Source organism: Nitrincola lacisaponensis (genome assembly GCF_000691225.1).
In the GTDB taxonomy this organism is placed as follows: domain Bacteria; phylum Pseudomonadota; class Gammaproteobacteria; order Pseudomonadales; family Balneatricaceae; genus Nitrincola; species Nitrincola lacisaponensis.
Genome location: NZ_JMSZ01000001.1, coordinates 48,389 through 73,518, shown reverse-complemented (window position 1 = coordinate 73,518; position 25,130 = coordinate 48,389). Strand labels below are relative to the sequence as shown.

The 25,130-nt window shown below is 53.4% G+C and carries 26 protein-coding genes and 2 tRNA genes; 16 read left to right on the top strand and 12 right to left on the bottom strand.

The features are described from left to right. Positions 1-17 precede the first annotated feature (17 nt). On the bottom strand, positions 18-536 hold the full coding sequence (gene def / locus ADINL_RS00360; RefSeq protein WP_036542349.1) for a peptide deformylase: 519 nt from the start codon (positions 534-536) through the stop codon (positions 18-20). A gap of 168 nt (positions 537-704) precedes the next feature. Between def and ADINL_RS00355 the strand changes: the two genes are divergently transcribed. From ADINL_RS00355 to ADINL_RS00310, 10 genes are all read left to right on the top strand, one after another. After that, positions 705-1,739, top strand: coding sequence for a LysM peptidoglycan-binding domain-containing protein (locus ADINL_RS00355; RefSeq protein ID WP_036542346.1), 1,035 nt, complete (start codon positions 705-707; stop codon positions 1,737-1,739). 9 nt (positions 1,740-1,748) lie between these two features. Next, a complete protein-coding gene (gene dprA / locus ADINL_RS00350) occupies positions 1,749-2,852 on the top strand; it encodes a DNA-processing protein DprA (RefSeq protein ID WP_036542343.1) in 1,104 nt (367 codons plus the stop codon). 94 nt (positions 2,853-2,946) lie between these two features. After that, the gene (gene purE / locus ADINL_RS00345) at positions 2,947-3,435 is read left to right on the top strand and encodes a 5-(carboxyamino)imidazole ribonucleotide mutase (RefSeq protein WP_036542340.1); all 489 of its coding nucleotides are present in this window, start codon (positions 2,947-2,949) and stop codon (positions 3,433-3,435) included. A gap of 19 nt (positions 3,436-3,454) precedes the next feature. Beyond that, entirely contained in the window at positions 3,455-4,585 is a 1,131-nt protein-coding gene (locus ADINL_RS00340) for a 5-(carboxyamino)imidazole ribonucleotide synthase (RefSeq protein WP_036542339.1), read from the top strand. Positions 4,586-4,593: 8 nt separating this feature from the next. Next, positions 4,594-5,151 (top strand): L-threonylcarbamoyladenylate synthase type 1 TsaC, encoded by a 558-nt coding sequence (gene tsaC, locus ADINL_RS00335; protein ID WP_036542338.1) that lies wholly within the window; start codon positions 4,594-4,596, stop codon positions 5,149-5,151. Between the two features lie 40 nt (positions 5,152-5,191). Next, positions 5,192-6,103: an oxygen-dependent coproporphyrinogen oxidase gene (gene hemF, locus ADINL_RS00330; RefSeq protein ID WP_036542337.1), complete on the top strand. Its 912-nt coding sequence runs from the start codon at positions 5,192-5,194 to the stop codon at positions 6,101-6,103. A gap of 2 nt (positions 6,104-6,105) precedes the next feature. Next, positions 6,106-6,951 carry a shikimate dehydrogenase gene (aroE, locus tag ADINL_RS00325; protein WP_036542336.1) on the top strand — a complete coding sequence of 282 codons (846 nt, stop codon included), beginning with the start codon at positions 6,106-6,108 and terminating at the stop codon, positions 6,949-6,951. A 74-nt stretch (positions 6,952-7,025) separates the two neighbouring features. Continuing rightward, positions 7,026-9,398, top strand: a complete 2,373-nt coding sequence (locus ADINL_RS00320) for a Lon protease family protein (protein WP_036542335.1) — start codon at positions 7,026-7,028, stop codon at positions 9,396-9,398. 18 nt (positions 9,399-9,416) lie between these two features. Next, a complete protein-coding gene (locus tag ADINL_RS00315; RefSeq protein WP_036542334.1) occupies positions 9,417-9,785 on the top strand; it encodes a CidA/LrgA family protein in 369 nt (122 codons plus the stop codon). Further along, positions 9,778-10,509, top strand: a complete 732-nt coding sequence (locus ADINL_RS00310) for an LrgB family protein (protein WP_036542333.1) — start codon at positions 9,778-9,780, stop codon at positions 10,507-10,509. Before ADINL_RS00315 ends, ADINL_RS00310 begins: the two co-directional genes overlap by 8 nt. A gap of 4 nt (positions 10,510-10,513) precedes the next feature. Here ADINL_RS00310 and ADINL_RS00305 read toward each other — a convergent pair whose 3' ends face one another. Continuing rightward, positions 10,514-11,056 (bottom strand): gamma carbonic anhydrase family protein, encoded by a 543-nt coding sequence (locus ADINL_RS00305; protein ID WP_036542332.1) that lies wholly within the window; start codon positions 11,054-11,056, stop codon positions 10,514-10,516. A 119-nt stretch (positions 11,057-11,175) separates the two neighbouring features. Here ADINL_RS00305 and prlC point away from each other — a divergent pair, with 119 nt between their 5' ends. Then, positions 11,176-13,218 (top strand): oligopeptidase A, encoded by a 2,043-nt coding sequence (gene prlC, locus ADINL_RS00300; protein WP_051632425.1) that lies wholly within the window; start codon positions 11,176-11,178, stop codon positions 13,216-13,218. 7 nt (positions 13,219-13,225) lie between these two features. Beyond that, a complete protein-coding gene (locus tag ADINL_RS00295) occupies positions 13,226-13,504 on the top strand; it encodes a YheV family putative zinc ribbon protein (RefSeq protein WP_036542331.1) in 279 nt (92 codons plus the stop codon). Between the two features lie 21 nt (positions 13,505-13,525). Here the strand turns inward: ADINL_RS00295 and ADINL_RS00290 are convergent, their stop codons facing one another. Genes ADINL_RS00290 through ADINL_RS00275 form a run of 4 tightly spaced genes read right to left on the bottom strand, consistent with a single transcriptional unit; the run spans position 13,526 to position 16,946 of the window. After that, a complete protein-coding gene (locus ADINL_RS00290) occupies positions 13,526-14,875 on the bottom strand; it encodes an MATE family efflux transporter (RefSeq protein ID WP_036542329.1) in 1,350 nt (449 codons plus the stop codon). Positions 14,876-14,877: 2 nt separating this feature from the next. Next, complete coding sequence (gene znuB, locus ADINL_RS00285) at positions 14,878-15,669, bottom strand: zinc ABC transporter permease subunit ZnuB (protein ID WP_036542327.1); 792 nt, start codon at positions 15,667-15,669, stop codon at positions 14,878-14,880. After that, the gene (gene znuC / locus ADINL_RS00280) at positions 15,662-16,453 is read right to left on the bottom strand and encodes a zinc ABC transporter ATP-binding protein ZnuC (RefSeq protein WP_036542324.1); all 792 of its coding nucleotides are present in this window, start codon (positions 16,451-16,453) and stop codon (positions 15,662-15,664) included. The genes znuB and znuC overlap by 8 nt, the downstream gene beginning before the upstream one ends. Next, positions 16,446-16,946, bottom strand: a complete 501-nt coding sequence (locus ADINL_RS00275) for a Fur family transcriptional regulator (protein ID WP_036542322.1) — start codon at positions 16,944-16,946, stop codon at positions 16,446-16,448. Before ADINL_RS00275 ends, znuC begins: the two co-directional genes overlap by 8 nt. Positions 16,947-17,016: 70 nt before the next feature. Between ADINL_RS00275 and znuA the strand changes: the two genes are divergently transcribed. From znuA to ADINL_RS00260, 3 genes are all read left to right on the top strand, one after another. Beyond that, positions 17,017-17,994 carry a zinc ABC transporter substrate-binding protein ZnuA gene (gene znuA / locus ADINL_RS00270; protein WP_036542320.1) on the top strand — a complete coding sequence of 326 codons (978 nt, stop codon included), beginning with the start codon at positions 17,017-17,019 and terminating at the stop codon, positions 17,992-17,994. A gap of 66 nt (positions 17,995-18,060) precedes the next feature. Then, a tRNA-Leu gene (locus ADINL_RS00265) sits at positions 18,061-18,147 on the top strand. Between the two features lie 41 nt (positions 18,148-18,188). Beyond that, positions 18,189-18,275: transfer RNA gene (locus tag ADINL_RS00260), tRNA-Leu, on the top strand. A gap of 263 nt (positions 18,276-18,538) precedes the next feature. On the opposite strand, the gene ADINL_RS16735 is transcribed toward ADINL_RS00260, so the two are convergent. The 6 genes from ADINL_RS16735 to ADINL_RS00235 form a co-directional block, all read right to left on the bottom strand. Continuing rightward, a complete protein-coding gene (locus ADINL_RS16735) occupies positions 18,539-18,664 on the bottom strand; it encodes a hypothetical protein (protein WP_275574396.1) in 126 nt (41 codons plus the stop codon). Between the two features lie 214 nt (positions 18,665-18,878). Further along, positions 18,879-19,343, bottom strand: coding sequence for a tRNA (uridine(34)/cytosine(34)/5-carboxymethylaminomethyluridine(34)-2'-O)-methyltransferase TrmL (gene trmL, locus ADINL_RS00255; protein WP_036542318.1), 465 nt, complete (start codon positions 19,341-19,343; stop codon positions 18,879-18,881). After that, on the bottom strand, positions 19,340-22,036 hold the full coding sequence (locus ADINL_RS15765; protein WP_051632424.1) for an EAL domain-containing protein: 2,697 nt from the start codon (positions 22,034-22,036) through the stop codon (positions 19,340-19,342). Before ADINL_RS15765 ends, trmL begins: the two co-directional genes overlap by 4 nt. A 92-nt stretch (positions 22,037-22,128) precedes the next feature. Next, the gene (locus tag ADINL_RS00245; protein WP_036542317.1) at positions 22,129-23,070 is read right to left on the bottom strand and encodes a tripartite tricarboxylate transporter substrate binding protein; all 942 of its coding nucleotides are present in this window, start codon (positions 23,068-23,070) and stop codon (positions 22,129-22,131) included. A gap of 91 nt (positions 23,071-23,161) precedes the next feature. Continuing rightward, entirely contained in the window at positions 23,162-23,821 is a 660-nt protein-coding gene (locus ADINL_RS00240) for an alpha/beta hydrolase (protein ID WP_084154326.1), read from the bottom strand. Positions 23,822-23,902: 81 nt separating this feature from the next. Continuing rightward, positions 23,903-24,298 carry a GFA family protein gene (locus ADINL_RS00235; protein ID WP_036542315.1) on the bottom strand — a complete coding sequence of 132 codons (396 nt, stop codon included), beginning with the start codon at positions 24,296-24,298 and terminating at the stop codon, positions 23,903-23,905. A 143-nt stretch (positions 24,299-24,441) separates the two neighbouring features. On the opposite strand from ADINL_RS00235, the gene ADINL_RS00230 reads away from it, so the two are divergent. Continuing rightward, entirely contained in the window at positions 24,442-25,074 is a 633-nt protein-coding gene (locus ADINL_RS00230; RefSeq protein WP_036542314.1) for a LysE family translocator, read from the top strand. Positions 25,075-25,130: the final 56 nt, after the last annotated feature.

Sequence of the window (25,130 nt, the reverse complement as noted above, 5' to 3'; positions counted from 1 at the left end):
GGGCCTCCGAGCCAGAATCAGCGTTGCGGTTGTTGATCGAGCTTGTGCTGCTTTTCCAGTTTGCCACGGATGCGCTCGCGCTTGAGTCTGGAGAGGTAGTCCACGAACAGTTTGCCGTTCAGGTGATCCAGCTCATGCTGGATGCAGACAGCCAGCAGCCCGTCAGCTTCAAAGGTTTGCTGTTTGCCATCGCGATCCAGTGATTCAACCCGAATGCGACGTGGGCGTTCAACTGTTTCATAGAAACCGGGGACAGAAAGGCAGCCTTCCTGCATTTCGTCCTTTTCTTCTTCGATGACCGTGAAGCTGGGATTGATCAGAACCAGTGGCTCGTTGCTCTCTTCCGAGAGGTCGATAACTACAACCTGCAGATGAACATTCACCTGAGTGGCGGCCAAACCTATACCGTTGGCGGCATACATGGTTTCGAACATATCATCGACAAGCTGGCGGATTTCATCATCAACCTGCTCGACTGGGGCAGCAATTGTGCGTAAACGTGGATCGGGAAATTCAAGAATATTGAGCTTGGACATAGGTCTGCATCATTTAAAGGGCTAGAATGGGCCTGATAGGTGACGTTTCGGTCTAATATGCCTATTATACTGAATACTAAATTGAATGCATTGTTATGATGCCCGGATATGCGTTGAATTGCCCGAAAATTGAGCGCTGAGCCGGTATCTGATCAAAGGGAAGCGGATATGAAACAACTGCTTTGTGGTCTGCTCGTAGCAGGCTTGCTTTTTTCCGGTGCCAGCCAGGCACAAACCCGGCAAGATCCGATAGAGCTCAGACCGGACCATCCGACCGAGTATGTCGTGGTCAGAGGTGATACGCTCTGGGGTATTTCCGGGCACTTTCTCAACCGTCCCTGGCGCTGGCCAGAAATCTGGGGCGTCAATCCTCAGATTGAAAATCCGCATCTTATTTATCCGGGTGATGTTATTTATCTGACCTGGGTGGATGGGCAGCCTCGTCTGGGGTTGCGTCCCGGCGATGGGCGACTGAGCCCTCAGGTACGTGAAATGCCGCTAGAACAAGCGATTCCGGCCATTCCGCTGAGAGATATCAATAGCTTTATCAGCGATAATCTGGTGGTGCAGGACGATCTGCTGCAGGCTGCGCCTTATGTAGTCGCTGGCGAAAACCGGCGTCTGGTCAGTGGTGCCGGAGATCGTGTGTATGCGCGGGGTGAGCTGGTGCGTACAGATCGAAACCAGGCAGTTTACCGCCCGGCGCGTGAGTATGTTGATCCAGTGACCGGTGAATTCCTGGGCTACGAGCTGTATAAGGTTGCCGATGCGCGGATCAGCGGTGTGGCAGATGAAGTGATCTCCATGGATTTGCGCAGCTCCAATGAAGAGGTGCGGGCAACCTACCGTGTGTTGCCAACGGAAGAAACCCGTATTCAGTCCGTTTTTCATCCCAAGCCAGCACCTGAAGGTGTTGAGGGGTTGATCATCGGCTTGCTGAAGGGTGTCGCCAGTGCCGGGCAGTTTGATGCAGTGGTGCTGAACGTGGGGCAGCGTGAGCAAATTGAACCTGGGCATGTGTTTTCGATTTATCGGACCGGTGAAGTTGTCCGTGATCCGGTGGCGCGCGATCAGATTCAGCTGCCTTCCGAGCATGCCGGGATTCTGATGGTGTTCAAGTCTTTCGATAAGGTCAGTTATGGCCTGATCATGCGGGCCACTAATGTGGTTTCCGTAGGTGATGAAATCCGTAATCCACATTAAGGACTGATTATGTCGAGCGATCCAAGGGACTGGATCGCTGCCAGCCAGCTACCGGGTGTCGGCCCGGCAACCTTGGCACGGTTGGCAGTAGAAGGTTACTCCCCCACTGCTCTGCTGGAGCAGCAGTTACCTGCATCCATACGGCTTCGGGCCGATACCCGCCATGCATTGCGTAAACACTCCCTGCAACAGCTCAGAGATGATGCCAGTCGACTGATCGAGCATGCCGGAATGCTTGATATTCAGGTGCTGTCGATGGCGTGTGATGATTATCCGTCGCTGTTACGCCAGATCAGTGATCCGCCACCTGTTCTGTGGCTACGTGGTGATGCCCGGTTGCTGGATCAGCCTCAACTGGCGGTGGTTGGCAGTCGCAAGCCGTCAGTTCAAGGGTTCGCCTGTGCAACAGAGTTCGCAGCGTCGCTGGCGAAAAGTGGTTTTGTGATTACCAGTGGCTTGGCTCAGGGCGTGGACACGGCGGCACATCAGGGTGCCTTGCGCGCGGGTCGGAGCACACTTGCCGTTTTGGGGAGTAGTCCTGATCTGATTTATCCTCGTACAAATCAGACGCTGGCCGATCAGATGCTGGCGAATGGTGGGCTGCTGGTGTCGGAATTTCCGCCAGGGACGCGTCCACGTCCGGAGCACTTTCCGCGTCGTAATCGTATCATCAGTGGCTTGTCGGTGGGTACGCTGGTGATTGAAGCCGCGTTGCGCAGCGGTTCGCTGATCACCGCTCGTCTGGCCATGGATCAAGGGCGAGAGGTGTTTGCAATACCAGGATCGATTCATAATCCCTTGTCCAAAGGTTGCCATGCATTAATCCGTGAAGGTGCCTGGCTGGTCGAAAATCAGCAGCAGATATGTGAGCCTTTGGCGCCGATGCTGGGGTTTCTGGCGCAGCAGGTCGAACCTGAGTCCGCCGGACCTGAGTCATCACTGACTGCGGATCAACAGTCTGTCTTGCAGCATATTCGTCAGTCAGCCATGACGCTGGATCAGTTACATGCTGAAACCGGTATGAGTGTCAGTCGTTTACAGCAACTGCTGATAAACTTTGAACTTGACGGTAAAATAGCCAGTCATGGTGACCGGTATATGGCGCTATGCTGAATAGGCCTTGAAGCAGATTCACTTTTCCCGTCTGGCGAATAAGGGTATCCTGCCGGGCCAGATTTTTAACAGATAACACGACAGGATTCAGATCATGCAGCCAAAAGTTGGTGTCATCATGGGGTCGCGGTCAGACTGGCCGACGATGGAGCATGCAGTGCAGATGCTCGAAACATTGGGCGTACCTTATGAAACACGCGTGGTTTCAGCTCACAGAACTCCTGATTTGCTGTTCGAGTATGCCAAGTCTGCCGCAGACCGTGGACTGCAGGTCATTATTGCCGGTGCGGGTGGCGCTGCACACTTGCCGGGCATGGTTGCTTCTCAAACGGCTTTGCCGGTGCTTGGGGTGCCGGTTGAATCCAAGGCGCTGAGTGGTATGGATTCTCTGTTGTCGATTGTACAGATGCCAGGCGGTATACCTGTCGGTACGCTGGCGATCGGTAAGGCCGGTGCCACGAATGCCGGTATTATGGCTGCACAGATTGTCGCGCTGCAGGATGCTGCAGTGCGCTCTGCCCTGTTACGCTTCCGTGACGAGCAGACTCGCAATGTGCTGGATAATCCAGATCCCCGTGGTTGATAGATAGGTGTATAAGTCGATGCGTATAGGTGTGCTTGGCGCAGGTCAGTTAGGGCAAATGCTTGCGTTGTCCGGTTATCCGTTGGGAAACCGGTTTACCTTTTTTGATACAACGGGCAGTCCCAGTGCTGATATTGGCGAGACTCTCTGTGACCCTTCCGGGGCTACTTTGCAGGATTTTCTTGCTCAGGTTGATGTTGTCACCTATGAGTTTGAGCACCTCCCCTTGCCGTTGGTACAGCAGGTCGCCGCGCATAAGCCACTCTACCCCAGTGCTGAAGCCTTGCGCGTTTGTCAGAATCGAGAAGCTGAAAAATCGCTGTTTGATGCATTGAATATCCCGGTTGCTGATTACCGTCTGGTCGATTCCGCCGAGCAACTGGCGGATGCCTGTCGAGAATTGATGCAGCAGGGTGCGGCTGCCGTGGTGGCCAAGTCGATTACAGAAGGATACGACGGCAAGGGGCAGGCAGTGTTGCGTGACCCAGCGGAAGCGCAACAGGCCTGGCAGCAGATAGGTCATGCACGTCTGATTGTGGAATCCTTTGTCAATTTTGTCCGTGAAGTTTCGATTATTGCCGTGCGTGGACGCGAAGGTGACGTGGTGTTCTATCCGCTGGCTGAAAATCATCATGCCGAGGGGATTCTGCGTTACTCTCTGGCACCCTTGCCGGATGTGTCCGCTTCTGTGCAGCAACAGGCGGAAGGCTATATCCACCGCTTGCTGGACAGTCTGAACTATGTCGGCGTACTGACACTGGAGTTGTTTCAGCAGGCAGATGGTACGTTGCTGGCGAATGAGATGGCCCCGCGAGTCCATAATTCAGGGCACTGGACCCAGAATGGCGCCGTCACCAGTCAGTTTGAAAATCACCTGCGCGCTGTTCAGGGGCTGCCACTGGGGGCGACAGATGCCATCGCCCCAACCTGTATGGTGAACATCATTGGTACGCTGGGTGATGTGAAGGGGTTGCTGGAAATTGAAGGCGCTCACCTGCATCTGTATGGCAAAAGCGAACGTCCGGGCCGGAAACTGGGGCATCTGAATCTGGTTGCAGAGGATCTGCCGACACTGCTAGAGCGTGTCGAGCAGGCTTCCCGTTTGTTACCAGGCGCGCCTGCACCACAGTTCAGCTTTGTGCCTTCGTGAGGTGCTGCATGAACTCATGGCAGATACAGCAAGCGGTTCAGGTCATGTCGGCAGGCGGTGTTATCGCCTATCCAACCGAGGCAGTCTGGGGTCTCGGCTGTGATCCCTATAATGCCAAAGCTGTGCGGCGTCTGTTACAGCTGAAACGTCGCCCTGAACACAAGGGGCTGATTCTGATTGCCGCATCAGCTGAACAGGTTGCGCCTCTGCTGAAAGACTTATCAGAGGAGCAGTTAGCGCAGCTGGATCAGACCTGGCCGGGTCCCAATACCTGGCTTTTGCCTGATCCTCTAGGCCTGATTCCTGACTGGGTAAAGGGGCAGCATTCACAGGTTGCCGTACGTGTGACGGCGCATCCTCTGGTAAAAAGTCTCTGTGAACTCTGGGGTGGGCCGATTATCTCCACTTCGGCCAACCCTTCCAGCGCTGATCCAGCAAGATCTTCCTTGAGAGTGAGAACTTACTTCGGCTCAGGGCTTGATCAGATATTGATGGGAGAGCTTGGCGGACTGGATCGGCCAAGCACTATTCGATCTATCACTGATTTTTCTGTGATCAGAACGTAGTAACTACTTACAAGTATATTTATATCGGCGGGAGTCAGCTATGCAGCAGCCAGATACGGCACAGGTGAAACGTTACTTGCTCGAATTACAGGAGCGTATCTGTGAAGCCTTTACCGAACTGGATGGTCAGGCGTTTGTTGAGGATGCCTGGCAGCGTCCTGGTGGTGGCGGTGGCCGCAGTCGGGTGCTGGCAGATGGTCGGCTGATTGAAAAAGGTGGTGTGAACTTTTCACACGTATTCGGTGATGGCCTGCCGGCTTCTGCCACCGCGCATCGACCTGAACTGGCGGGTAGACGCTTTCAGGCCATGGGTGTTTCCCTGGTGATACATCCTCACAATCCCCATATACCCACATCTCATGCCAATGTGCGCTTCTTTATTGCGGAAAAAGAGGGCGAAGCACCCGTCTGGTGGTTTGGTGGCGGCTTTGACCTGACGCCCTACTATGGCTATGAAGAGGACTGCATACATTGGCACCAGGTTGCCCGATCTGCTTGCGAGCCGTTTGGTGAGGACTATTATCCGCGCTATAAACAGTGGTGTGATGAGTATTTTTACCTGAAACATCGCAATGAACCACGCGGCATTGGCGGCCTGTTTTTTGATGATCTGAATACCCCTGATTTTGATACCAGCTTTGCCTTTATGCGTTCTGTCGGTGATGCGTATATGCATGCCTACCGGCCTATTGTTGAGCGTCGTGCGGATATGCCCTGGACAGATCTGCAGCGTGAATTTCAGCTGCATCGGCGCGGGCGTTATGTTGAATTCAATCTGGTGTACGACCGGGGAACTCTGTTCGGGCTGCAGTCTGGTGGACGGACCGAGTCAATACTCATGTCCCTGCCGCCTGTGGTTCGCTGGAGTTATGATTGGGCACCGGAACCAGGTTCTGATGAAGCGCGGTTGTACAGTGAGTTTTTGAAGCCGCGAGACTGGTTAGGAGCCTGAAAATGACCGATCAGTATGCTGTCCTGGGAAACCCTGTCACTCACAGTCGTTCACCCTTTATTCACGCCTGCTTTGCACGTCAGCAACATCAGCGTATGGAGTATCGCGCAATTGAAGCTCCGCTGGATGGCTTTGAGTCCTGTGTAAGCCAGTTTTTGCAGGGTGATGGCAAGGGTGTCAATGTCACCGTACCCTTCAAGGAGCAGGCCTGGCGATTGGCTGCTTGCCGCACGCCGCGTGCCGAGTTGGCGGGTGCAGTCAATACCCTTTGGCGGGATGAAAGTGGCCAGCTGTGGGGTGATAATACCGATGGCATCGGCCTGGTAACCGATCTGACACAGAATGTACAGGTGAAGCTTGAGGGTGCGCGCATCCTGATGCTTGGTGCGGGTGGCGCGGTGCGTGGCGTCATTCAGCCTTTACTGGATGCCGGTTGCAGTCAGCTGTTCATCGCCAATCGTACAGCAGAAAAAGCGCAGCTGTTGGTTGAACAGTTTGCTCCCCTGCTGCCAGAAGGTGTGTTGCTGCAGGGCGGTGGCTATACCAGTGTGCCGTCGGATGGCGAATTTGATCTGATCATCAACGGAACCTCTGCCAGTTTGTCTGGAGATCTTCCTCCGGTGAATCCAGTGATAGTGGGTGCTCACACACTTTGCTATGACATGATGTATTCTGCACGTCCGACAGCCTTCTGTCAGTGGGCGATTACGCATCAGGCAGCGCGAGCCGTTGACGGTTTGGGTATGCTGGTTGAGCAGGCTGCGGAAGCCTTTTTGTGCTGGCGCGGTGTACGCCCGGACACGGCGCCGGTGATCAGCCTGCTGCGCCAGAGTCTGGCACAGCAATAACAAACGCTTCTTGCATCCCTGCATCGATAAACGTTATAACCCGCTTATACTTTCCTGCTCTTTGGATGGCCAATATGACAGATTCCACGCGACTGAGTGCAGACCAGCTTTACCGGGTATGTGATCCCAAGGACCTGCCCTTTCTCACCACTGAATCAATCGAACCCTTTAATGGCTTTTTTGGCCAGGAGCGTGCGATTGAAGCGATGGACTTCGGTATCAGCATGCAGCGCCATGGTTACAACCTGTTTGTGATGGGTAACCCGCATACCGGGCGTTTCTCGTTTGCCATGGAAAATCTGAAAAATTATGCCAAGAAAGAGCATAAACCGATGGACTGGTGTTATCTGAACAACCTGTCTGACGGGCGTTATCCTGTGGTGTTGCAGCTGCCGGCCGGTAAGGCGCAGCAGCTGAAAAAAGATATTGAGGGCCTGTTCGAAAGTTTGCTGACTGAGCTGCCTGCCGCGTTTGAAAGCCCCGGCTATCAGCGTATGAAGAGCCGTATCGAGCGGGATTTCACCAAGCGCTATGACCAGGCAGTGGATCTGGTAGAACGCAAGGCACGTGAAGTGAATATTGCCGTATACCGGGATGCCGGTACGATCGGATTCACGCCCTTGTCTGATGGACAGGCCATGGATGAAGCGGCTTTCTCGCAACTGCCGGAAGCCGAGCGTGAGGTGATCCAGAATAATATTTCTGATCTTGAAGACCAGCTCAACGAAGCGCTGACTGAATTGCCAAAATGGCGTCGTGAAGCCGCGGCGGAGATACGTCACCTGGATAGTGATACCACGCGTAAATCGATTCAGCCGCTGTTTGCCCAGCTCCGGGATCGCTATGTTCACCATGCCAATATCATTAAGTACCTGGGCTATGTCGAAAAGGATCTGATCAAGAATGTCGCCGAAATTGTCGGTGATGATCGCAGTATCGAAGTCAAAACCGATGCCATGCGCCAGCAGTTTCTGGAAGAAAATTATGGTATCAACCTGTTGGTTGATAACCATAAAACCAAAGGTGCACCGGTTGTGTATGAGGCGCATCCCAGTTACGAAAACCTATTTGGCCGAGTGGAATACAACAGTGAAATGGGGGCATTGGTCACCAACTACACACTGATTCGCCCTGGTGCACTGCATCGTGCCAATGGCGGTTATTTGCTGCTGGAGGCAGAGAAACTGCTGGAGCAGCCGTTTGTCTACAGTGCCCTGAAGCGGGCGTTGAAGTCGCATGAAATTCGCATCGAAAACCCGGTCAGTGAATACACCGGAGTCAGTACCATTACACTGAATCCACAGCCTGTGCCGCTCAAGGTCAAGGTGGTGTTGATTGGTGGTCGTGATATTTATTACCTGCTTCAGGAGCTGGATCATGACTTTGAAAAGATGTTTCGGGTTGTGGTCGACTTTGATGAAGATGTGAAACGTACACCTGCGAGTGTGCGTAACTATGCCCGCCTGATGAAAACACTGGCTGTCGAAGAGGGGCTGGCGCCACTGAAGCGCGAGGCTGTTGCCCGGCTGACGGAGCACAGCTCGCGTATGGCCGAAGATCAGGAGATGCTGTCCGCACATATCGGTGAATTGGTTGACCTGCTGTGCGAGGCGGACTTCCGTCGGCGTCAGAAAGGAGATGATCTGATAGGCACGCAGCATGTCGAGATGGCGCTGCAGGGCAAAGAGCGGCGTACCGGGCGACTGGCTGAAAAAATTCTGGAAAGCATGCTGAACCGTACGGTGTTGATCGATACCGAAGGCAGTGCGGTCGGGTGTGCCAATGGCCTGACGGTATTGCAAGTGGGGGATGTATCCTTTGGTACCCCGGCACGTATTACGGCTACCGTGAACCCGGGCAATAAAGGCATTGTGGATATAGAGCGCGAAGTGACTCTGGGGCAGCCAATTCACTCCAAAGGGGTATTGATCCTGTCGGGTTATCTGGGGCATCAGTATGCACATGATTTTCCCATGACCCTGTCAGCCAGCATTGCGATGGAGCAGTCCTATGGCTATATCGATGGTGACAGTGCGTCCCTGGCAGAGATCTGTACTCTGATCTCTGCGCTGACCGGTATCCCGATTCTGCAGCAGTTTGCCACCACCGGCTCGATCAACCAGTATGGTGAAGTTCAGGCCATTGGTGGCGTGAATGAGAAGATTGAGGGCTTTTTCCGGCTGTGCCAGACGCGCGGTCTGACGGGTGATCAGGGTGTGATCATCCCGCGTGCCAATGTGCGCAATCTGATGTTGAAAAAGGATGTTGTGGATGCCGTCAAGGCGGGTCAGTTTACCGTACATGCTGTCAGCCATGTTGATGAGTGTCTGGAACTGTTAATGGGGCGTAAAGCGGGTACGGTGAAAGCAGATGGCCACTTTACCCAGCGCAGTATCAATGCTCAGGTCGTCAAGCGTTTGCGCGAAATAGCCAAAGCCAAGCCCTGAGGTCACGGAAACAAACGCATGAATGTCATTAAGGGATTTTTGTGGCTGCTGGGCTTTTTGCTGCTGGGTGATCTGTTGGTGACCTGGCTACAGCTGCCCATCTCGGCCGGTGTGGTGGGTATGTTGCTGCTCACCGCATGGCTGATTCTGCGAGGACGTCTGCATACCGATATTGCAGCTGTCAGCCAGCCGCTGATTGCACTCTTGGCTATGTTGATTATGCCCGGCGTAGTGGGTGTTTTTTTCGTACTCGGCGATTATGCACATTTCTGGTTGGCGGCAGTACTGGCGTTAGTGGTGGGTACACTGCTGAGTGTTTTGACGACCCTGTGGCTGATGTCTCGGATGATGCCGCGTCAGCCACCACGGGAGTCAGATGATGACTGAGTTCTGGACGGAGCTGGTGTTGTTGCGTGATCATCTGACAGCAACACCTATCGCATCGATTGCGATAACCCTGAGTGCCTTCTTTGCCGGTAATGTCTTGTTTCAGAAAATGGGGCGCCCCAGCTGGTGCCCAGGTATCCTGCTGGCGGCTTTACTGGTGGTGCTATTGCTGGTGGTACTCGGTATTGACTACACCCGCTATCAGGCGGGAGCCAGTTGGCTGGTATTGCTGCTGGGCCCTGCAACCGTGGCGCTGGGTGTGCCGCTGTTCCAGCAGATACATCATATACGGGCGCTCTGGAAACCCATACTGTTAACCTTGCCGCCCGCCGCAACGCTGGCGGCACTCTATGCCATGATGCTGGCCTGGCTGGCCGGGGCGACACCTGAACTTCTGGCGTCTTTTGCGCCCAAATCAGTGACGGCTCCGATTGCCATCGGGATTACAGAGCAACTGGGCGGTTCCGTACCGATTCTGATGGGCGGACTACTGGTCACTGGCGTCATGGCTACGCTCTGGGTCAATCTGTTAAGCCGCTGGCTAAAGATTGACGACCACCGTGTGCTGGGCTTCGCGTTGGGCATCAATGGTCATGCCATAGGTACAGTGCGTGCTTTCGAAATCAGCCCCACAGCCGGTGCCTTTGCTTCACTGGGCATGGGGCTGACCGGCGTGTTTACAGCGCTGTTCCTGCCATTGATGTGGATGCTGTTGGGCTTGTAAGTGCTTACTCGCTCCACGCTTCTTGCAGGTGAAGGTCCTTCAACTTCCGATAGTTATTGGCACTGTAGCTAAAAAACGCCAGCTCTTTCTCGGTCAGTGGCCGCACCTGTTTTGCAGGACGACCAACATACAGGTAGCCGCTTTCCAGCCGCTTTCCGGGCGGTACCAGGCTACCTGCACCGATAATGACTTCATCTTCCACCACTGCACCGTCCATAACCATGCTGCCCATGCCGACCAGTACCCGGTTACCTATCCGGCAGCCATGCAAGGTGACCTGATGGCCGACGGTGACTTCGTCTCCAATTTCCAGAGGGAAGCCATCCGGGTTGTAAGGGCCTGCATGGGTAATATGCAGGACTGAACCATCCTGTATGCTGGTACAGCGACCTATGCGTATCCAGTTCATATCGCCACGAATGACGGTGAGAGGCCAGATCGAAGAGTCCTCTCCAATTTCAACGTCACCCAGTACCACTGCACTGGGGTCAACAAATACTTGGTCACCGAGTTTGGGCCGTTTGCCCTGAAATGTACGTATATGCATGGAATACCTGATTGATCAGTTGAAAAGTGGTCGGCTTTTCCCCATTGTATATCACAAGTCCATCGTGGATCACTGTTGTGCATTTCCCGCTGGCTGAGTTCATCTTCAAGAGGCACGCTATGAATAACCCGTTACTTGCTCCGAGCCAGCTTCCACCCTTCAGTCAGATCCAGGTGGAACATATTGAACCCGCTGTGGATGCGTTGCTGGCGCAGAACCGCCGTCTGATTGCTGAACTGACTGAGCAGAAAGGTGCGCATAACTGGCAGTCATTGGTGCAGGTGCTTGAAGATGCGGGCGACCGTCTGAGCTATGCCTGGTCGATTACAACACATCTGAATTCGGTGATGAACTCAGACGCTTTGCGTCAGGTTTATAACAGCTGTCAGCAGAAGCTGTCTGCCTACTGGACCGAGATGGGACAGCACAAAGGGCTGTTTGAGGCCTATGAGCGTCTGGCCAGCAGTGATACCTATGCACAACTGGAGCCGGCTCAGCAGAAGGTGCTGGAGCATGCCCTGCGTGATTTCCGCTTGTCCGGTATTGCCCTGCCTGCTGAACAACAGCAGCGCTACGCCGAGATTCAGCAGCGCCTGTCAGCCCTGACCAGCAAGTTTTCCGAAAATGTACTGGATGCCACTCAGGGCTGGTATTACCACACCGAGACGGTGGAAGACCTGAAAGGCTTGCCGGAGGATGCGATCGAGGCCGCGGCTACGGCGGCACAACAGCGTGAGCTGTCGGGATGGGTGATTACACTGGATTTCCCGGCTTACTATGCCGTGATGACCTATGCGGATCAGGCCGCATTGCGCGAGAAGCTCTATCGTGCCTATTCCACCCGGGCGTCAGACCAGGGCCCCAATGCGGGCCGCTGGGATAATGGACCGGTGATGGATGAAATTCTGGCATTGCGACATGAGCTGGCTCAGCTACTGGGTTTTTCACATTATGCAGATTATTCGCTGGCGACGAAAATGGCTGATACCGGACAGCAGGTGATTGGCTTTTTGCAGGATCTTGCCGAAAAAAGTCGGCCAGTGGCCCTCCAGGATCTTGCCGAATTGACCGCCTTTGCGACAGAGCAGGATGGCCTTGAACAGCTGATGCCCTGGGATATCAGCTATTATGCCGAGAAACTGAAACAGTCTCGCTACCAGGTTTCGCAGCAGCAGTTGCGTCCCTACTTTCCCTTGCCGAAAGTATTGAATGGCCTGTTTGCGATTGTCGAACGGCTGTTTGGTGTTCAGGTTGAAGAGCAGGCCAGTGTCGATGCCTGGCATGCTGATGTGCGCCTGTTCCGTCTGTCCCGTGATGGAGATACGCTGGCTTACTGTTATCTCGATCCCTTTGCCAGAAGTAACAAACGTGGTGGTGCCTGGATGGCGGACTGTCGTGATCGTCGACGCCTGGCCAATGGTGAGCTGCAGTTGCCTGTGGCCTATCTGGTGTGCAACTTTACGCCACCGCTGGGTGACAAGCCTGCCCTGCTGACACATGATGAGGTGACCACCCTGTTCCATGAATTTGGTCACGGTTTGCATCATATGCTTAGCCGTGTCGATTACCCGGAGGTCAGCGGCATCAATGGTGTGGCCTGGGACGCAGTGGAGCTGCCCAGTCAGTTTATGGAAAACTGGTGCTGGGAGCCTGAAGGTCTGGCGCTGATGTCCGGGCATTATGAAACTGGTGAGCCACTGCCTCAGGCGCTGCTCGATAATATGCTCGCTGCCAAACACTTCCAGGCTGGCATGATGATGGTGCGGCAGTTGGAATTTTCACTGTTCGATTTCCAGCTGCATCAGCAGTATCAGCCAGGCCAGACGAATGTGCAGCAGGTGCTGGATCGTGTGCGTGATCAGGTAGCGGTCATCCGTCCGCCTGAAGAAAATCGTTTTCAGCACAGTTTCAGTCATATTTTTGCTGGTGGCTATGCGGCTGGTTATTACAGCTACAAATGGGCTGAGGTCTTGTCCGCAGATGCGTTTTCCCGGTTTGAGGAAGAAGGTATTTTCAGTGCTGAAGCCGGAGCAGATTTCCGCCGTCATATTCTGGAAAAAGGCGGTTCGGAAGAACCCATGAATCTGTTTGTCGCCTTCCGTGGACGTGAACCCAGTGTCGAGGCTCTGTTGCGCCATAACGGCATTGTCAGGGCAGCATGAGGTGTCTATGAGTCCCGTGAAACGTTTTATCGCCGGAGCCGTCTGTCCGCGTTGTGGCAAGATGGATTCAGTGCGGATGCACCGTGACGAAGAACGTGAATACCGCGAGTGCATCGCTTGTGGGTTCACCGATTCGTTGCGTCTGGATGGTCGTCCGGAACCCAAAGAGCTGGATACTCGGGTACACAAAGAGCAACCGGAAGACCGCTTGTCGGCACGTGCAGATAAGCCTGCAGAGGTTAAAGCCGAGCCCATACGTCTGCTTGATCCGGGTAAGCCATCCTGAGGTTTGAGGTGCGCAAGCGCTTCAGTTTGGCGGTAAGCCCCAGCGGTTATGTCGTACCAGTTGCCAATAGACATAGCCGCCGGTGATGCCTCGTGCCAGAAACAGACTGCAGAAAGCCAGCCACAGGCCATGATTGCCGAGTGGCTGGCTGAGCCACCAGAGAGGCAGGAACATCAGCAGTACCGAAATGATCATGGTATTTTGCATGGCTTTTACCTGCGTGGTACCAATGAAAACGCCATCCAGCAAAAAACTCCACACAGCCAGTAACGGCAGTGCGATCAGCCAGGGTAAATAGCGAGATGCTGTTTCTCGTACCTCCGGCAAACCTGTGAGTGCATGGATCAGCAGATCACCCGCCAGCCAGAAGAACAGCGTCATCAGGCCTGCGGATATCAGTGACCAGAGGGTTGCCGACAGGATCAGCGTATAGAATTCGCGGCGTTTCTGTCTGCCCAGTGCGCGCCCTGCCAGTGCTTCGGTGGCGTGGGCATAGCCATCCAGCGCATTGGAAATCAATACCAGAAAATTCAGCAGTACCGCGTTGGCGGCGACAATATCAGTGCCCATTCTGGCGCCCTGGGCGGTAAAGAAAGCGAAGCAAAACAGCAGCAGCAGTGTGCGGACAAACAGGTAACGATTCACGTGAAACAATGCCACATAGTCCGCCAGGCGCAGCAGTGCAGGCCACTGAAACTGGCCTGCTGTGCGCTGCAGTAGCCCCCGGCACAGCCAAAGCCCCAGTAACAGGCTAGTGTATTCGGCAATGACGGTGCCCAGTGCAACGCCCTCTGCACGCATGCCCAGGCCAAATACCAGCAGCAGGTTCAGCAGAATATTGAGCAGATTGGTGATCGTCAGCAACAGCAGCGGAATGCGGGTATTCTGGTTGCCTACAAACCACCCCAGCAGAACAAAGTTACACAGCACTGCCGGAGCGCCCCAGGCGCGGATCTGAGCATAGCGTCGTGCCTCCTCTATCACATCAGGAGCCGCCCCTGCCAGTTGCAGGGCCAGTTCAATCAATGGCTGGCGCAGCAGCCAGATGAGCAGACCGAGGGTGGTTGCGATGAGCAGGGACTGCATCAGGTAACGGCGAATGGCGTCACCGTCTTCTCGCCCGAACGACTGCGCGACTAGGCCGGTAGTGCCCATGCGCAGAAAACCAAAGGTCCAGTAGACTACTGTAAACAGCATGCCACCGACCGCGATAGCCGCCAGGTAGCGCGGGTCTGGCAGGTGCCCCATCACTGCCGTATCCACCAGTCCCAGCAGGGGTACGGTGATATTCGACAGCATCATCGGCCAGGCCAGTTGCCATACCTGTTTGTGTGTGGCCCGGTTGGGGCGATAAATCCTCAGCCAGTGCATGGCTACTGGCCTTTGCGAAACGGCAGGCTGTAGAGTGCCAGAAAAATCAACAGGGCCGTCACAACCACCGAGGGACCTGCAGGGGTATCAAAGGTCCAAGAGCCCCAGATGCCGCCTGAAACAGCCAGCATTCCCAGTGCAGAGGCAATAACCGCCATTTGCTCAGGCGTTGACGACAGACGGCGAGCGGCGGCGGCAGGAATGATCAGCAGAGATGTAATCAGCAGAATACCCACCAGCTTCATGGCGACGGCAATGACCAGTGCGATCATCAGCATTAGTGCCAGGCGTGTGGCGGTGACATTGACGCCTTCGACCCGAGCCAGCTCTTCATTAATCGTAATCGCCAGCAGCGGGTGCCAGAGACGCCAGAGCGTCAGCAGTACCAGTACTCCACCACCAAATACCCAGAGCAGGTCATTGGGAGCGATGGCCAGCAGGTCGCCGAACAGATATTCCATCAGGTCAATACGAATATGATCCAGTAACGACACGGCCACCAGGCCAATCGACAGGGTACTGTGCGCCATAATCCCCAGCAATGTATCGGTCGCTACCAAATGCTGTTTTTGCATGGCCACCAGCAAAATCGCCAGCAGGACACAGCAGGCCATGACGGCAAGATTGAGGTTGATGCCGAACAAAAAGCCCAGAGCGACCCCCATTAGCGCAGAGTGAGCCAGCGTATCGCCGAAATAGGCCATGCGTCGCCAGACGACAAAAGCACCCAGTGGACCGGTAATGGCTGCGACACCTAGTCCACCCAGTAAGGCGGTGATAATAAACTCAGGCATCTTTGGCGGACTCGTGCTGTGCGTGAACATCCTGTAGCAGCTCACAGGAGCTGTCCAGCCGGTCATGGCGATGATCATGATGGTGGTTGTACAGCGCAAAGGCCTGCGCCTGACTGCGGCCAAACAGCTCGATAAAGGTCGGATCATTACTGACCCGCTCAGGATGTCCGGAACAGCACACGTGTCGATTCAGGCAGATGACATGGTCGGTAGAAGACATCACCAGATGCAGGTCGTGAGAAATCATCAGGATGCCACATTTACGCTGCTCACGGATGGCGCTGATCAGTTGATACAGCTCTGTCTGCCCGTTTACATCCACGCCCTGTACCGGTTCATCGAGTACCAGCAGTTGAGGGTCTCGCAGCAGTGCACGTGCCAGCAGTACCCGCTGGGTTTCGCCTCCGGACAGGTCATGAAAGGAATTTTTCAGCAGATGACCGGCTCCGACCTGATCCAGCGTCTGGGTCAGGCGATGACTGTCCGGCTTCAGACCGATATGCAGAAAGCGTTTGACGGTCAGCGGCATGGTGCGATCGATATGCAGTTTTTGTGGCATATAACCAACCCGCAGCCCGGGTGCTTTCCAGAGCTTGCCGCTGCTGGGCTTGATCAATCCCAGAACCACTCTCACCAGTGTGGTTTTACCGGCACCGTTCGGGCCGATCAGGGTGGTGATGCAATCGTCATGTAATGCTAGGGATACCTGACTGAGTACATCCTCACGGGCAAAACGGACAGATACCTGGTCAAGACGAATCAGATCCGGGTGATGCTCAGGCATGCGACTGGGCCTTCTGTTGTTGGCATTCCGGGCAAACACCAAGCACTTCAATGGTTTCCCGGGTAATGGAAAAGTTTAGTTCTTCCGCATGTCGCTGCAGTGTGGTTTGCAGAGGTGATGCTTCAATTTCCAGGGCCTGGTGACATTCCTCACAGATAAAAAAGCAACCTGAATGCGAGGTGCCGGGATGATTACAACCCATATAGGCATTTAACGATGCAAGTCGGTGAACCAGTCCCTGCTCCTGCAAGAACTCCAGTGCGCGGTATACCGTAGGCGGTGCCGAGTTGAAACCCGCTTTGGCCAATGCAGGGAGTAAGTCGTATGCACCCAGTGGTTTGTGACTCTGCCAGATCAGGCGCAGCACCAGCTCTCTCACTGGTGTCAGACGAAGTTGCTTGTCACGGCATAGCTGTTTGGCAGCAGTCAGTGCTTCGTCGATACAGTGCTGATGGTCTGAAGAGCAGACAAACGCTTGATGAGATTCCGGCATGGCAGATGCGTTCCAAGAGGATTTGTTATATTATAACTCAAATTTTCTAGTAACAGGATTAGTGACTATCATGCCAAAATTAAACCGCTTAGTCCGCAGTTTGCCTCTGGCAGCACTGCTATTTTTTTCTGTACAGCTTCACGCTCAGCAAGTGGTTACAACGCTTAAGCCCCTGCAGCTGATTGCGTTGGCCGTCATGGAGGGTGTTGCTGACCCGGTACAACTGCTTCCTGACAGTGCTTCTCCACACACCTTTGCGTTGCGTCCTTCAGATATGCAGCTGCTGACCGATGCAGATCTGATTTTCTGGGTGGGACCCGATATGGAGCAATTCCTGGTGCGCCCATTGCAGCGTACTGAGGCTACTATCGTTCAGTTATATCACTCAGATGAAGATGACCACGCGAGAGAAGCCAGCCATGCTCACGGACATGATGATAAGGATCACGGTCACTCTCATGGACATGGACATTCCCACGGTCATGGTCACTCGCATGGCCATTCGCATGGTCACGACGACCATCACGACCATGATCATGACGCTCACATCTGGCTGGACCCTGAGAATGCTGCAGATATCGCTGTTCAGATGACGGCGGCTCTGGTCAGGTTGATGCCTGAACATAGCGATCAGTTGCAGCAGAATCTGGCGCAGTTTAAAGCGGCACTGCATGATCTGGATAGCGCGATACAGGCCCAGTTGGCGCCCTTGCAGACGAAGGGCTTCTTCGTGTTCCACGATGCCTATGGCCATTTTGTTGAGCATTATGGGTTGAATCAACTGGGTTACTTCACTGTTGATCCTGCGCGTCAGCCTGGTGCGCGTCATCTGGCACAGATTCGCCAGCAACTCGATGATGGCAAGGCTGTGTGTGTCTTTAGCGAACCCCAGTTTACCAGTGCGGTGGTGAATACCATTACCCGTGGGCTGGATGTCCGCCAGGGTGTGCTGGATCCGCTGGCGCGTGATATTGAGCTTTCTTCGACAGGTTATCTCGCCTATTTGCAACAGTTGGCCGATTCTTTCGCAGGTTGTTTGCAGGAATAAATCTTTTTTTGATACAGGGGCTTCACAAGCCCCTGTAGGGTCGATATAATGCGGCCCACTTTTGACGCAGATGTGGTGGAATTGGTAGACACGCTAGCTTCAGGTGCTAGTGCCTTCACGGGCGTGGGAGTTCGAGTCTCCCCATCTGCACCATCTTAAGATGGTGTTGGATTTGAGCGTTAAAAGTGTCATATGCAGATGTGGTGGAATTGGTAGACACGCTAGCTTCAGGTGCTAGTGCCTTCACGGGCGTGGGAGTTCGAGTCTCCCCATCTGCACCAATCCGGTTTTATTTCCCAGACAGAATTCTTCTCGTTATCGCTTCTTCAGGCGTTTGATGAGCCTTTTTCGATCCTCGCTATTCCTTAATGCTTACTCCCTAATGCTATTGCCGTTCAACGCTTTGTCACAAAACCCATAATATAACCAAAAAAAAGCCCACTCAGGGAGTCTGAGCAGGCTGCTGCATAAACTGATGGGTGAGTGAGGTGCTTGCCAACCGGGAGATGGATTGGCTACTGCAGCGCAAGAAAGCTGTGCATCCTTAGAGTGCCAGTACTCCAATCTGAAAGGCCAGTGGCAGGATCGCTACAAGAAAGGCAGCGACAATCAGTACAACTGAAGGCACCAGCCCAAAGGTTTCATAACTTTCATCGGATGTATGACTCATGACAGACTCCAGTATCCTGTTGATAGGTTACTGGAGTTATAGCAATTCAGGTGCCAATTGGCTTTATAAGGTGAATTTCATTCTTAACCAATTGATATAAAATAAATTATATTTTTTGTTTCTGGCGTGCGGCGCTAGGGCCGAGTACGCTCTGTTGGTGTTCACATGTCATTATTGACACCTGGCTTTCAGGTGTCATGACGCCGGTGTCAGCCTAGTTCAGCTCAGGGAAATCCTGCTGACGCAGGGCTTCATAGACCATCACAGCAACCGTATTGGAGAGGTTCAGGCTCCGGCTCCCGGCACGCATCGGCAGTCGCAGTACCTGTTCAGCAGGCAAGTTTTGTAACAGTTCTGTAGGAAGGCCCCGTGTTTCCGGACCAAACATCAGGCAGTCATTATCCTGAAATCGAACCTTGTGGTAATGCTCTCTGCCTCGGGTGGAGAGCGCAAACAGCCGGCCTGGATTGACCTGCTGCTGAAAGGTTTCCAGATCAGGCCAGACCTGTACCTGGGCGAACTCATGGTAGTCCAGCCCTGCGCGGCGCAATGACTTTTCTTCCATCGAGAAACCGAGCGGTTCAATCAAGTGCAACTGACAGCCGGTATTGGCGGCCAAGCGAATAATATTGCCGGTATTGGGCGGAATTTCGGGTTGAAACAGCAGTATATGTATCATAAAAATTGCTGGGTAAAGGCTTCCAGAGTGATAGGACGGCTAAACAGATAGCCCTGGTAGGCGAAGCAGCCAAAGTGTTCCAGCATGCGTCGCTGTTCTTCTGTTTCCACACCTTCAGCGATGACCGCCAGTTCCATGCTACGTGCCAATGAGACGATTGTGCGCGCGATATCGGCGTGGTGTTTGTCATGCAGCATGTCGGAAACAAACGATTTATCGATCTTCAGTTGATCCAGAGGCAGGCGTTTCAGGTAGGACAAAGAGGAGTAGCCGGTGCCAAAGTCATCCAGTGAGAAGCTGATGCCACGTGCTTTCAATTGATCCATCTTGGCGATGGTGTCGTCAATATCTTCCAGCAGCATGCTTTCGGTAATTTCCAGCTTCAGCCCAGAAGGCAGACACTGGTGTTTGTCGATACAGGCCAGTACCTGCTCAACAAAGTTCGGTTGCTGAAACTGTTTGGGGCTGATATTCACTGCCAGCACCAGATGGCGGTGTTGCGTTGTCTGTTGCCAGCGAGCAAGCTGCTGACAGGCCTCTTCCAGTACCCATTGACCAATAGGCAGAATTAGCCCGGTTTCCTCGGCCACAGGAATAAACTCGACCGGAGAAACCTGCCCGCGTTCGGGATGCTGCCAGCGCAACAGTACTTCAGCCCCAAACACCTGCCCTTGATGGGTAATCTGGGGCTGATATACCAGGTGAAAGGCGCGCTGCTGAATGCCCTGGCGTATATCTCTGGCCAGGGTGGCATGTTCGGTCACCTTGATCTGCATGGCAGGATCAAAGAAGCGGAAGGTATTGCGTCCGGCAGCTTTTGCCTGATACATGGCCAGGTCTGCCTGTTTGAGTAACTCATCAACACTCTCATTGGTTCCCCTGAAAAGTGCAACACCGATACTGAGAGTGCTGAAGTGTTCCAGTGAATCAAATTGATAAGGTTGGCAGAGGCTGTGAAGAATTTTCTGGCAGAGGTTTTCTACCAGTACAGCGGCATGTTGGCGCTCATTGCCCAGGTCTTCCAGCAGGATAATAAACTCATCGCCTCCCAGGCGGGCAACCGTATCAACGCGCCGTACGCAAGCTGACAGGCGTTCGGCCACTTTTTTCAGCAGCTGATCTCCGGCATGATGCCCGCGGGTATCATTCAGAGTTTTAAAATCATCCAGATCCAGATACAGAATGGCCCCTATATTCTGGTGACGTGCGCTGTTCTCGAGGGCATGATCCAGGCGCTCCATCAGCAGCTGCCGGTTAGGCAGGAGGGTGAGCTGATCATAAAATGCCAGCTGCCGTATGCGGATCTCGGCTTCTTTACGGTCAGTGACGTCCAGCAGTGTGACGACATAGTTGATGATTGAGCCGTCATAATCGTTGAATACTGCAGAGATGCTGGTCCACTGCAGGAAACCATCCCCGCACTTGCGCATACTCCACAGCTCATCCTGCCAGACGCCTTGTTTGGCCAGAGCTTCGTTAATCGCATCAAACTCGATGCTGTCGTCCTTGATCTTGATGTAGTTGAGACTTTTTCCGGTAACTTCTTCAGGCTCATAGCCGGTAATGCGGGTAAAAGCCTGATTAACGCGAAGGATGGTGCGATGTTGGTCAGTGACAATCATCCCCTCTCCTGACTCAAATACGGTTGCAGCGATATTCAGGTCATCGACCATGTGTTGCATGGCCTGGCCGACACGGTTGTACTCGTCGATACCGGTAATTTCAAACTGGCTGCCCTTAATGCCCTTCTGTGTGGCATCAATAAACGCAAGTAAGCGGGAAATTGCACGGCTGTGGCTAAGGTGCAACAGCCAGCCTGCCAGAATCAGCAAGCCCAGAAAGCCAACGGATAACAGAATAAATGAACGGGCAAAGTGTTCGGCACGACCCAAAAACCGGTCAGAGGACAGGGCAACTGAAATATACAGTTCGGTTGGCTCACCAAACAGTATTAATGGACGCACAGCAACATGTGCATTAGGATCTTCAAGCTGTGAAAAATCCAGCAAGGCCGCATCCTGAAATTGGCGAGTTTGTGTGGCACTGACCAGCACATTGTCCTGAGAGTCCTGTATCGCAATATGGTCGAGGTCAGCACTTTGTAACAGGTGTTGAATGAAGTAGCGATTTTGCCCCAGTGCCAAACCGGTCACCATGTATCCTCGAAGTTGAATGGTAGAGGGGTCGAAGATGGGAGTGGATCGGATCAGGGCAGCCCGATTGTCTGCTCCTACCTGTCGCCATTGTGTGCTGTATACGATAGGAGAGTCCATGCGCTGGATAATACGTGGCGTATTGTAAAGCGGCATGCCTGCATCAAAAATCAGTTGTCCGTCGGGAGAGAGCAGGAAGAACAGATCCAGAATAACGGCGCGTTCCGAGTCCTGGAACATCAGAATCATGTCATCTGCCAGGTTATCAAAGCCGGCATCCTGATTGAGCAGTGCAGAAAAAATATGATTGGATGACGCAACATCCAGGTAGGCGTTCAGTACATCAAGGCGATTCTCAATCAGGGTTTGGACTGCGCGGTGGCGCTGGTCAAGTGTGCTGCTGATCTCTGCATGCAACTGTGCGTTGCTTGAGCGAACCGCATAAATGGATGCTACCAGGAGTGCGGTGAGTCCCAACAGGCCGAATATCAGCGAAATTCGGGTGGTAAAGGTGAGCGCCCAAGGCTTGACTGTCTTCATATACGACCTGACATCTGCATAACTGGAAACTGCTCACTGCTGTATGGCCTTAAGTCTAATGTCTTCATTATAGGCAGAAAAAAGACCTGACGTCACTCCGTATGCGTGTGTTCCAGCAGCTGTAGTTGGCGTTGGCGTTGCTGGTACAAAAACTGGTTTAGCTCTTCACCGTCTATAAACCGGATAGGCTGACGTATGACCTCCTGCGTGACTTGGATAAAACGTGGATCTTCAAGGGCTCGCCGGGTTGCCTGGATCAGCACCTCAACCTGGTATTCAGGTGTGTCTTTAGGCACAGCCAGCAGTCTGACTGACTGCATAATCAGCGGGTAACCCAGCTCTTCCAGCGTAGGTATGTCCGGGTAGTGTTCCAGACGCCGTTGTCCCGTCGCTGCCAGGACGCGCATTTCTCCTGTGTCAGAGTAACGGCTGTGGGTTCCGCCACTGAATGCCAGATCGACGTCTCCAGACAGTACCAGCGGTGCCATACCGGCTCCACCGGATACCGGAATGATTCGGACTTCAAAACCTTCCTTTTCCGCAATCGTTTGTATCAGATGACGATCTGTCATGTTTTGTGAAACATAACTGATCTCACCCTGTTGGCGGGCATACTGCAAAAACTCCGCCCAGGTGTTAAAGGGTGCAAAACGACTGGTAACCAGCGCGTGCTGATCTTCGGATACAGCACCTATGTAACGGAAATCGTCGATGCTGTAGGAAGCCTGAACATTTGGTGGATAGTCGGTAATCGGAAACGAAGGTGTAAACAGCACAATGTAGCCTTCGCTCTTGCTGCTTGCCAGCATGGCCGCGGCGATACCGCCGCCAAGACCGGATTTACGCTGCAGACTGACGGGTTGACCCAGATTATCTGCCAGCACCTCGGCCAGGACTTCCGCTTGTGTATAGGCTGTACCGCCACGTTCAAAGCCGATCAGCAGGGTCACAGGACGGTTGGGATAATCCGCTGCATTCAGCGACAGAGCGCTGCACATCAGTAGCATCAGGATGCTGTACTTGAGCCATTTCATCGGACATGCCTCGTCAAGGGTGAACATCTATATGATTGATCAATACATTCAGTTGACCAGTCCATAACCCTTTGGACGGGTAAAGCTCAGTCTAGTCCTGTTTCAGGCATTTCGCTAACCAGCTGCCAATTTGCCGGATTTGCTCCAGGCAAACGGCGTGAGGCATGGCAAAGCGAGCATACTCGACAGTATAGCCATGGTTTTGTAGCTTCTCCTGTGCCTTGAGGCCGAGGCTTTCCGGAACAATATCATCTTCACTGCCATGCATGATCAGAATGGGTAAGGACTGATTGGCCGGATGATGGTTGAGCGTATCTGCAGTCGCAAAGTAGGTCGAAAGCGCCAACAGGCCGCCCAGTCGCTGTGGATAACTCAGGGCAGCCTGGTACGCAACGGCACCACCCTGAGAAAAGCCTGCAATAATGATACGTTCAGCGGGAATGCCCTGTGCAATCTGTTGTTCTACCAACTCGATCACCTGTTCAGCCGATGTTTGTAGCTGCCGGGTATCGATTTTTCGTTCCAGTTGCATTTCCAGTATGTCATACCAGGCAGGCATGACCATACCACCATTAATGGTGACGGGGATTGCCGGTGCATGGGGGAAAATAAACCGGGTAGCCAGACTTTCGGGTAATCCCAGTTCTGGCACGATTGGTGCGAAGTCGTGACCGTCTGCTCCCAGTCCGTGTAACCAGATCACGCAGCTGTCGGCGGTACGTTTTGGATCAAGGGTCAGGCAGGGTAACATATCGAACAGCTCCATTACGTTAAGTGGCAGCACAGCTTAGCAGGTTGATCTGGTCGGGCAAGTCTGTACCGGTTGGCAATTTTATTTGTTTCTGAATAGGTCAAACACCTCCTGCCCGGTCATTTTGTGGGTTTTATTCTTCAGCTCGTAGTAGTCTGGCTTCTCATCGATAAAGATTTCGCTGGCCAGATGAAATGCCTGATCCTGAAACAGCCCAGCCGGTAAAATGTACTCATTGTTGGGTAACAGATGGTAGAACAAATGGGTACCGCAGCTCGGACAAAAGCCCCGCTCGGCCCAATCTGATGAACGATAGGTCGAAGGCGTTACGCCGCTGAACTGTACATCTGACCCGCAGTGAACCGCAAACATCGGCCCACCCGACCAGCGTCTGCAGATGGAACAGTGGCAGAGACTCACTTCTTCGTGCTTCGGTGCGATCACTTCGATTGAGCCGCAAAGACATTTGGCTTTCATCGTGCTTCTCCTTGTGTATCGGTCATGTAGCTGACGTTTAGTGTAGTTGGAATGCTGCCCTCTGGCGAAAACTATCGGCTATGAGGCGATGTTGATGGGTGTTATTGTAACGGTTCAGGATTTTTCAATCAGGAGGGTGGTTTATGACCTTGGAAGTCGTTGTTGCTTTTTCTGTTGTGGCGGGGCTTGCCATTCTCAGTCCGGGCCCTGCAATCCTATTGGCGATTCGAAATGGCATTTCATTGGGTGTTGCGGCTGTGATTTGGTCATCACTGGGCAATATAGCCGGTATCTTTTGCTTATCCGCAGCCGCCATGCTGGGATTAGGATTACTGCTGAAGTCCTCAGCGTTGCTGTTTGGTATAGTCAAAATACTGGGTGCTTTATACCTGTTCTATGTGGGGCTTCGGCATGTGTTTGGCCGGACGAAAATCGAAATCAGTCCAAGTGTTAATATCAGCGCCTACAAACCGTATCGACTGTGTCGTGAAGGCTTTTTCATGGCGACTATCAATCCGAAGCCTATTCTGTTTTTCACTGCACTCTTTCCTCAGTTCATCAATGCGGAAGTTTCCTTATTGCCGCAGTTTTTGATGCTGACCAGTATTTTCATGCTGCTATCCTTCGTTACCCTGATTTGCTACGCGATGCTTGCTACACGAGCACGAGCGGCATTGTTGCAACCCCGTATCGCGAAGTGGATCAACCGTATGGTTGGAACCGTGTTTATTTCATTCGGGGCCGCATTGCTCGCACTGCGCCGCCCGGTGGCTTGATATCACGACTTCTGGTCGCCAACAGGATTTAATCCATTCAGTCGTTTGCTTAGATC

Excerpts from the sequence above, each read along its gene's own strand:
- znuA (WP_036542320.1), top strand. The coding sequence starts at position 17,017 with ATGCCAAAATTAAACCGCTTAGTCCGCAGTTTGCCTCTGGCAGCACTG.
- znuB (WP_036542327.1), bottom strand. The coding sequence starts at position 15,669 with ATGCCTGAGTTTATTATCACCGCCTTACTGGGTGGACTAGGTGTCGCA.
- ADINL_RS00245 (WP_036542317.1), bottom strand. The coding sequence starts at position 23,070 with ATGAAATGGCTCAAGTACAGCATCCTGATGCTACTGATGTGCAGCGCT.
- ADINL_RS00305 (WP_036542332.1), bottom strand. The coding sequence starts at position 11,056 with ATGCATATACGTACATTTCAGGGCAAACGGCCCAAACTCGGTGACCAA.
- purE (WP_036542340.1), top strand. The coding sequence starts at position 2,947 with ATGCAGCCAAAAGTTGGTGTCATCATGGGGTCGCGGTCAGACTGGCCG.
- aroE (WP_036542336.1), top strand. The coding sequence starts at position 6,106 with ATGACCGATCAGTATGCTGTCCTGGGAAACCCTGTCACTCACAGTCGT.
- znuC (WP_036542324.1), bottom strand. The coding sequence starts at position 16,453 with ATGCCTGAGCATCACCCGGATCTGATTCGTCTTGACCAGGTATCTGTC.
- ADINL_RS00355 (WP_036542346.1), top strand. The coding sequence starts at position 705 with ATGAAACAACTGCTTTGTGGTCTGCTCGTAGCAGGCTTGCTTTTTTCC.
- ADINL_RS00230 (WP_036542314.1), top strand. The coding sequence starts at position 24,442 with ATGACCTTGGAAGTCGTTGTTGCTTTTTCTGTTGTGGCGGGGCTTGCC.
- ADINL_RS15765 (WP_051632424.1), bottom strand. The coding sequence starts at position 22,036 with ATGAAGACAGTCAAGCCTTGGGCGCTCACCTTTACCACCCGAATTTCG.
- ADINL_RS16735 (WP_275574396.1), bottom strand. The coding sequence starts at position 18,664 with ATGAGTCATACATCCGATGAAAGTTATGAAACCTTTGGGCTGGTGCCT.
- ADINL_RS00295 (WP_036542331.1), top strand. The coding sequence starts at position 13,226 with ATGAGTCCCGTGAAACGTTTTATCGCCGGAGCCGTCTGTCCGCGTTGT.
- ADINL_RS00235 (WP_036542315.1), bottom strand. The coding sequence starts at position 24,298 with ATGAAAGCCAAATGTCTTTGCGGCTCAATCGAAGTGATCGCACCGAAG.
- ADINL_RS00240 (WP_084154326.1), bottom strand. The coding sequence starts at position 23,821 with ATGTTACCCTGCCTGACCCTTGATCCAAAACGTACCGCCGACAGCTGC.
- ADINL_RS00310 (WP_036542333.1), top strand. The coding sequence starts at position 9,778 with ATGACTGAGTTCTGGACGGAGCTGGTGTTGTTGCGTGATCATCTGACA.
- ADINL_RS00315 (WP_036542334.1), top strand. The coding sequence starts at position 9,417 with ATGAATGTCATTAAGGGATTTTTGTGGCTGCTGGGCTTTTTGCTGCTG.
- ADINL_RS00340 (WP_036542339.1), top strand. The coding sequence starts at position 3,455 with ATGCGTATAGGTGTGCTTGGCGCAGGTCAGTTAGGGCAAATGCTTGCG.
- tsaC (WP_036542338.1), top strand. The coding sequence starts at position 4,594 with ATGAACTCATGGCAGATACAGCAAGCGGTTCAGGTCATGTCGGCAGGC.
- def (WP_036542349.1), bottom strand. The coding sequence starts at position 536 with ATGTCCAAGCTCAATATTCTTGAATTTCCCGATCCACGTTTACGCACA.
- ADINL_RS00320 (WP_036542335.1), top strand. The coding sequence starts at position 7,026 with ATGACAGATTCCACGCGACTGAGTGCAGACCAGCTTTACCGGGTATGT.
- hemF (WP_036542337.1), top strand. The coding sequence starts at position 5,192 with ATGCAGCAGCCAGATACGGCACAGGTGAAACGTTACTTGCTCGAATTA.
- trmL (WP_036542318.1), bottom strand. The coding sequence starts at position 19,343 with ATGATACATATACTGCTGTTTCAACCCGAAATTCCGCCCAATACCGGC.
- dprA (WP_036542343.1), top strand. The coding sequence starts at position 1,749 with ATGTCGAGCGATCCAAGGGACTGGATCGCTGCCAGCCAGCTACCGGGT.
- prlC (WP_051632425.1), top strand. The coding sequence starts at position 11,176 with ATGAATAACCCGTTACTTGCTCCGAGCCAGCTTCCACCCTTCAGTCAG.
- ADINL_RS00275 (WP_036542322.1), bottom strand. The coding sequence starts at position 16,946 with ATGCCGGAATCTCATCAAGCGTTTGTCTGCTCTTCAGACCATCAGCAC.
- ADINL_RS00290 (WP_036542329.1), bottom strand. The coding sequence starts at position 14,875 with ATGCACTGGCTGAGGATTTATCGCCCCAACCGGGCCACACACAAACAG.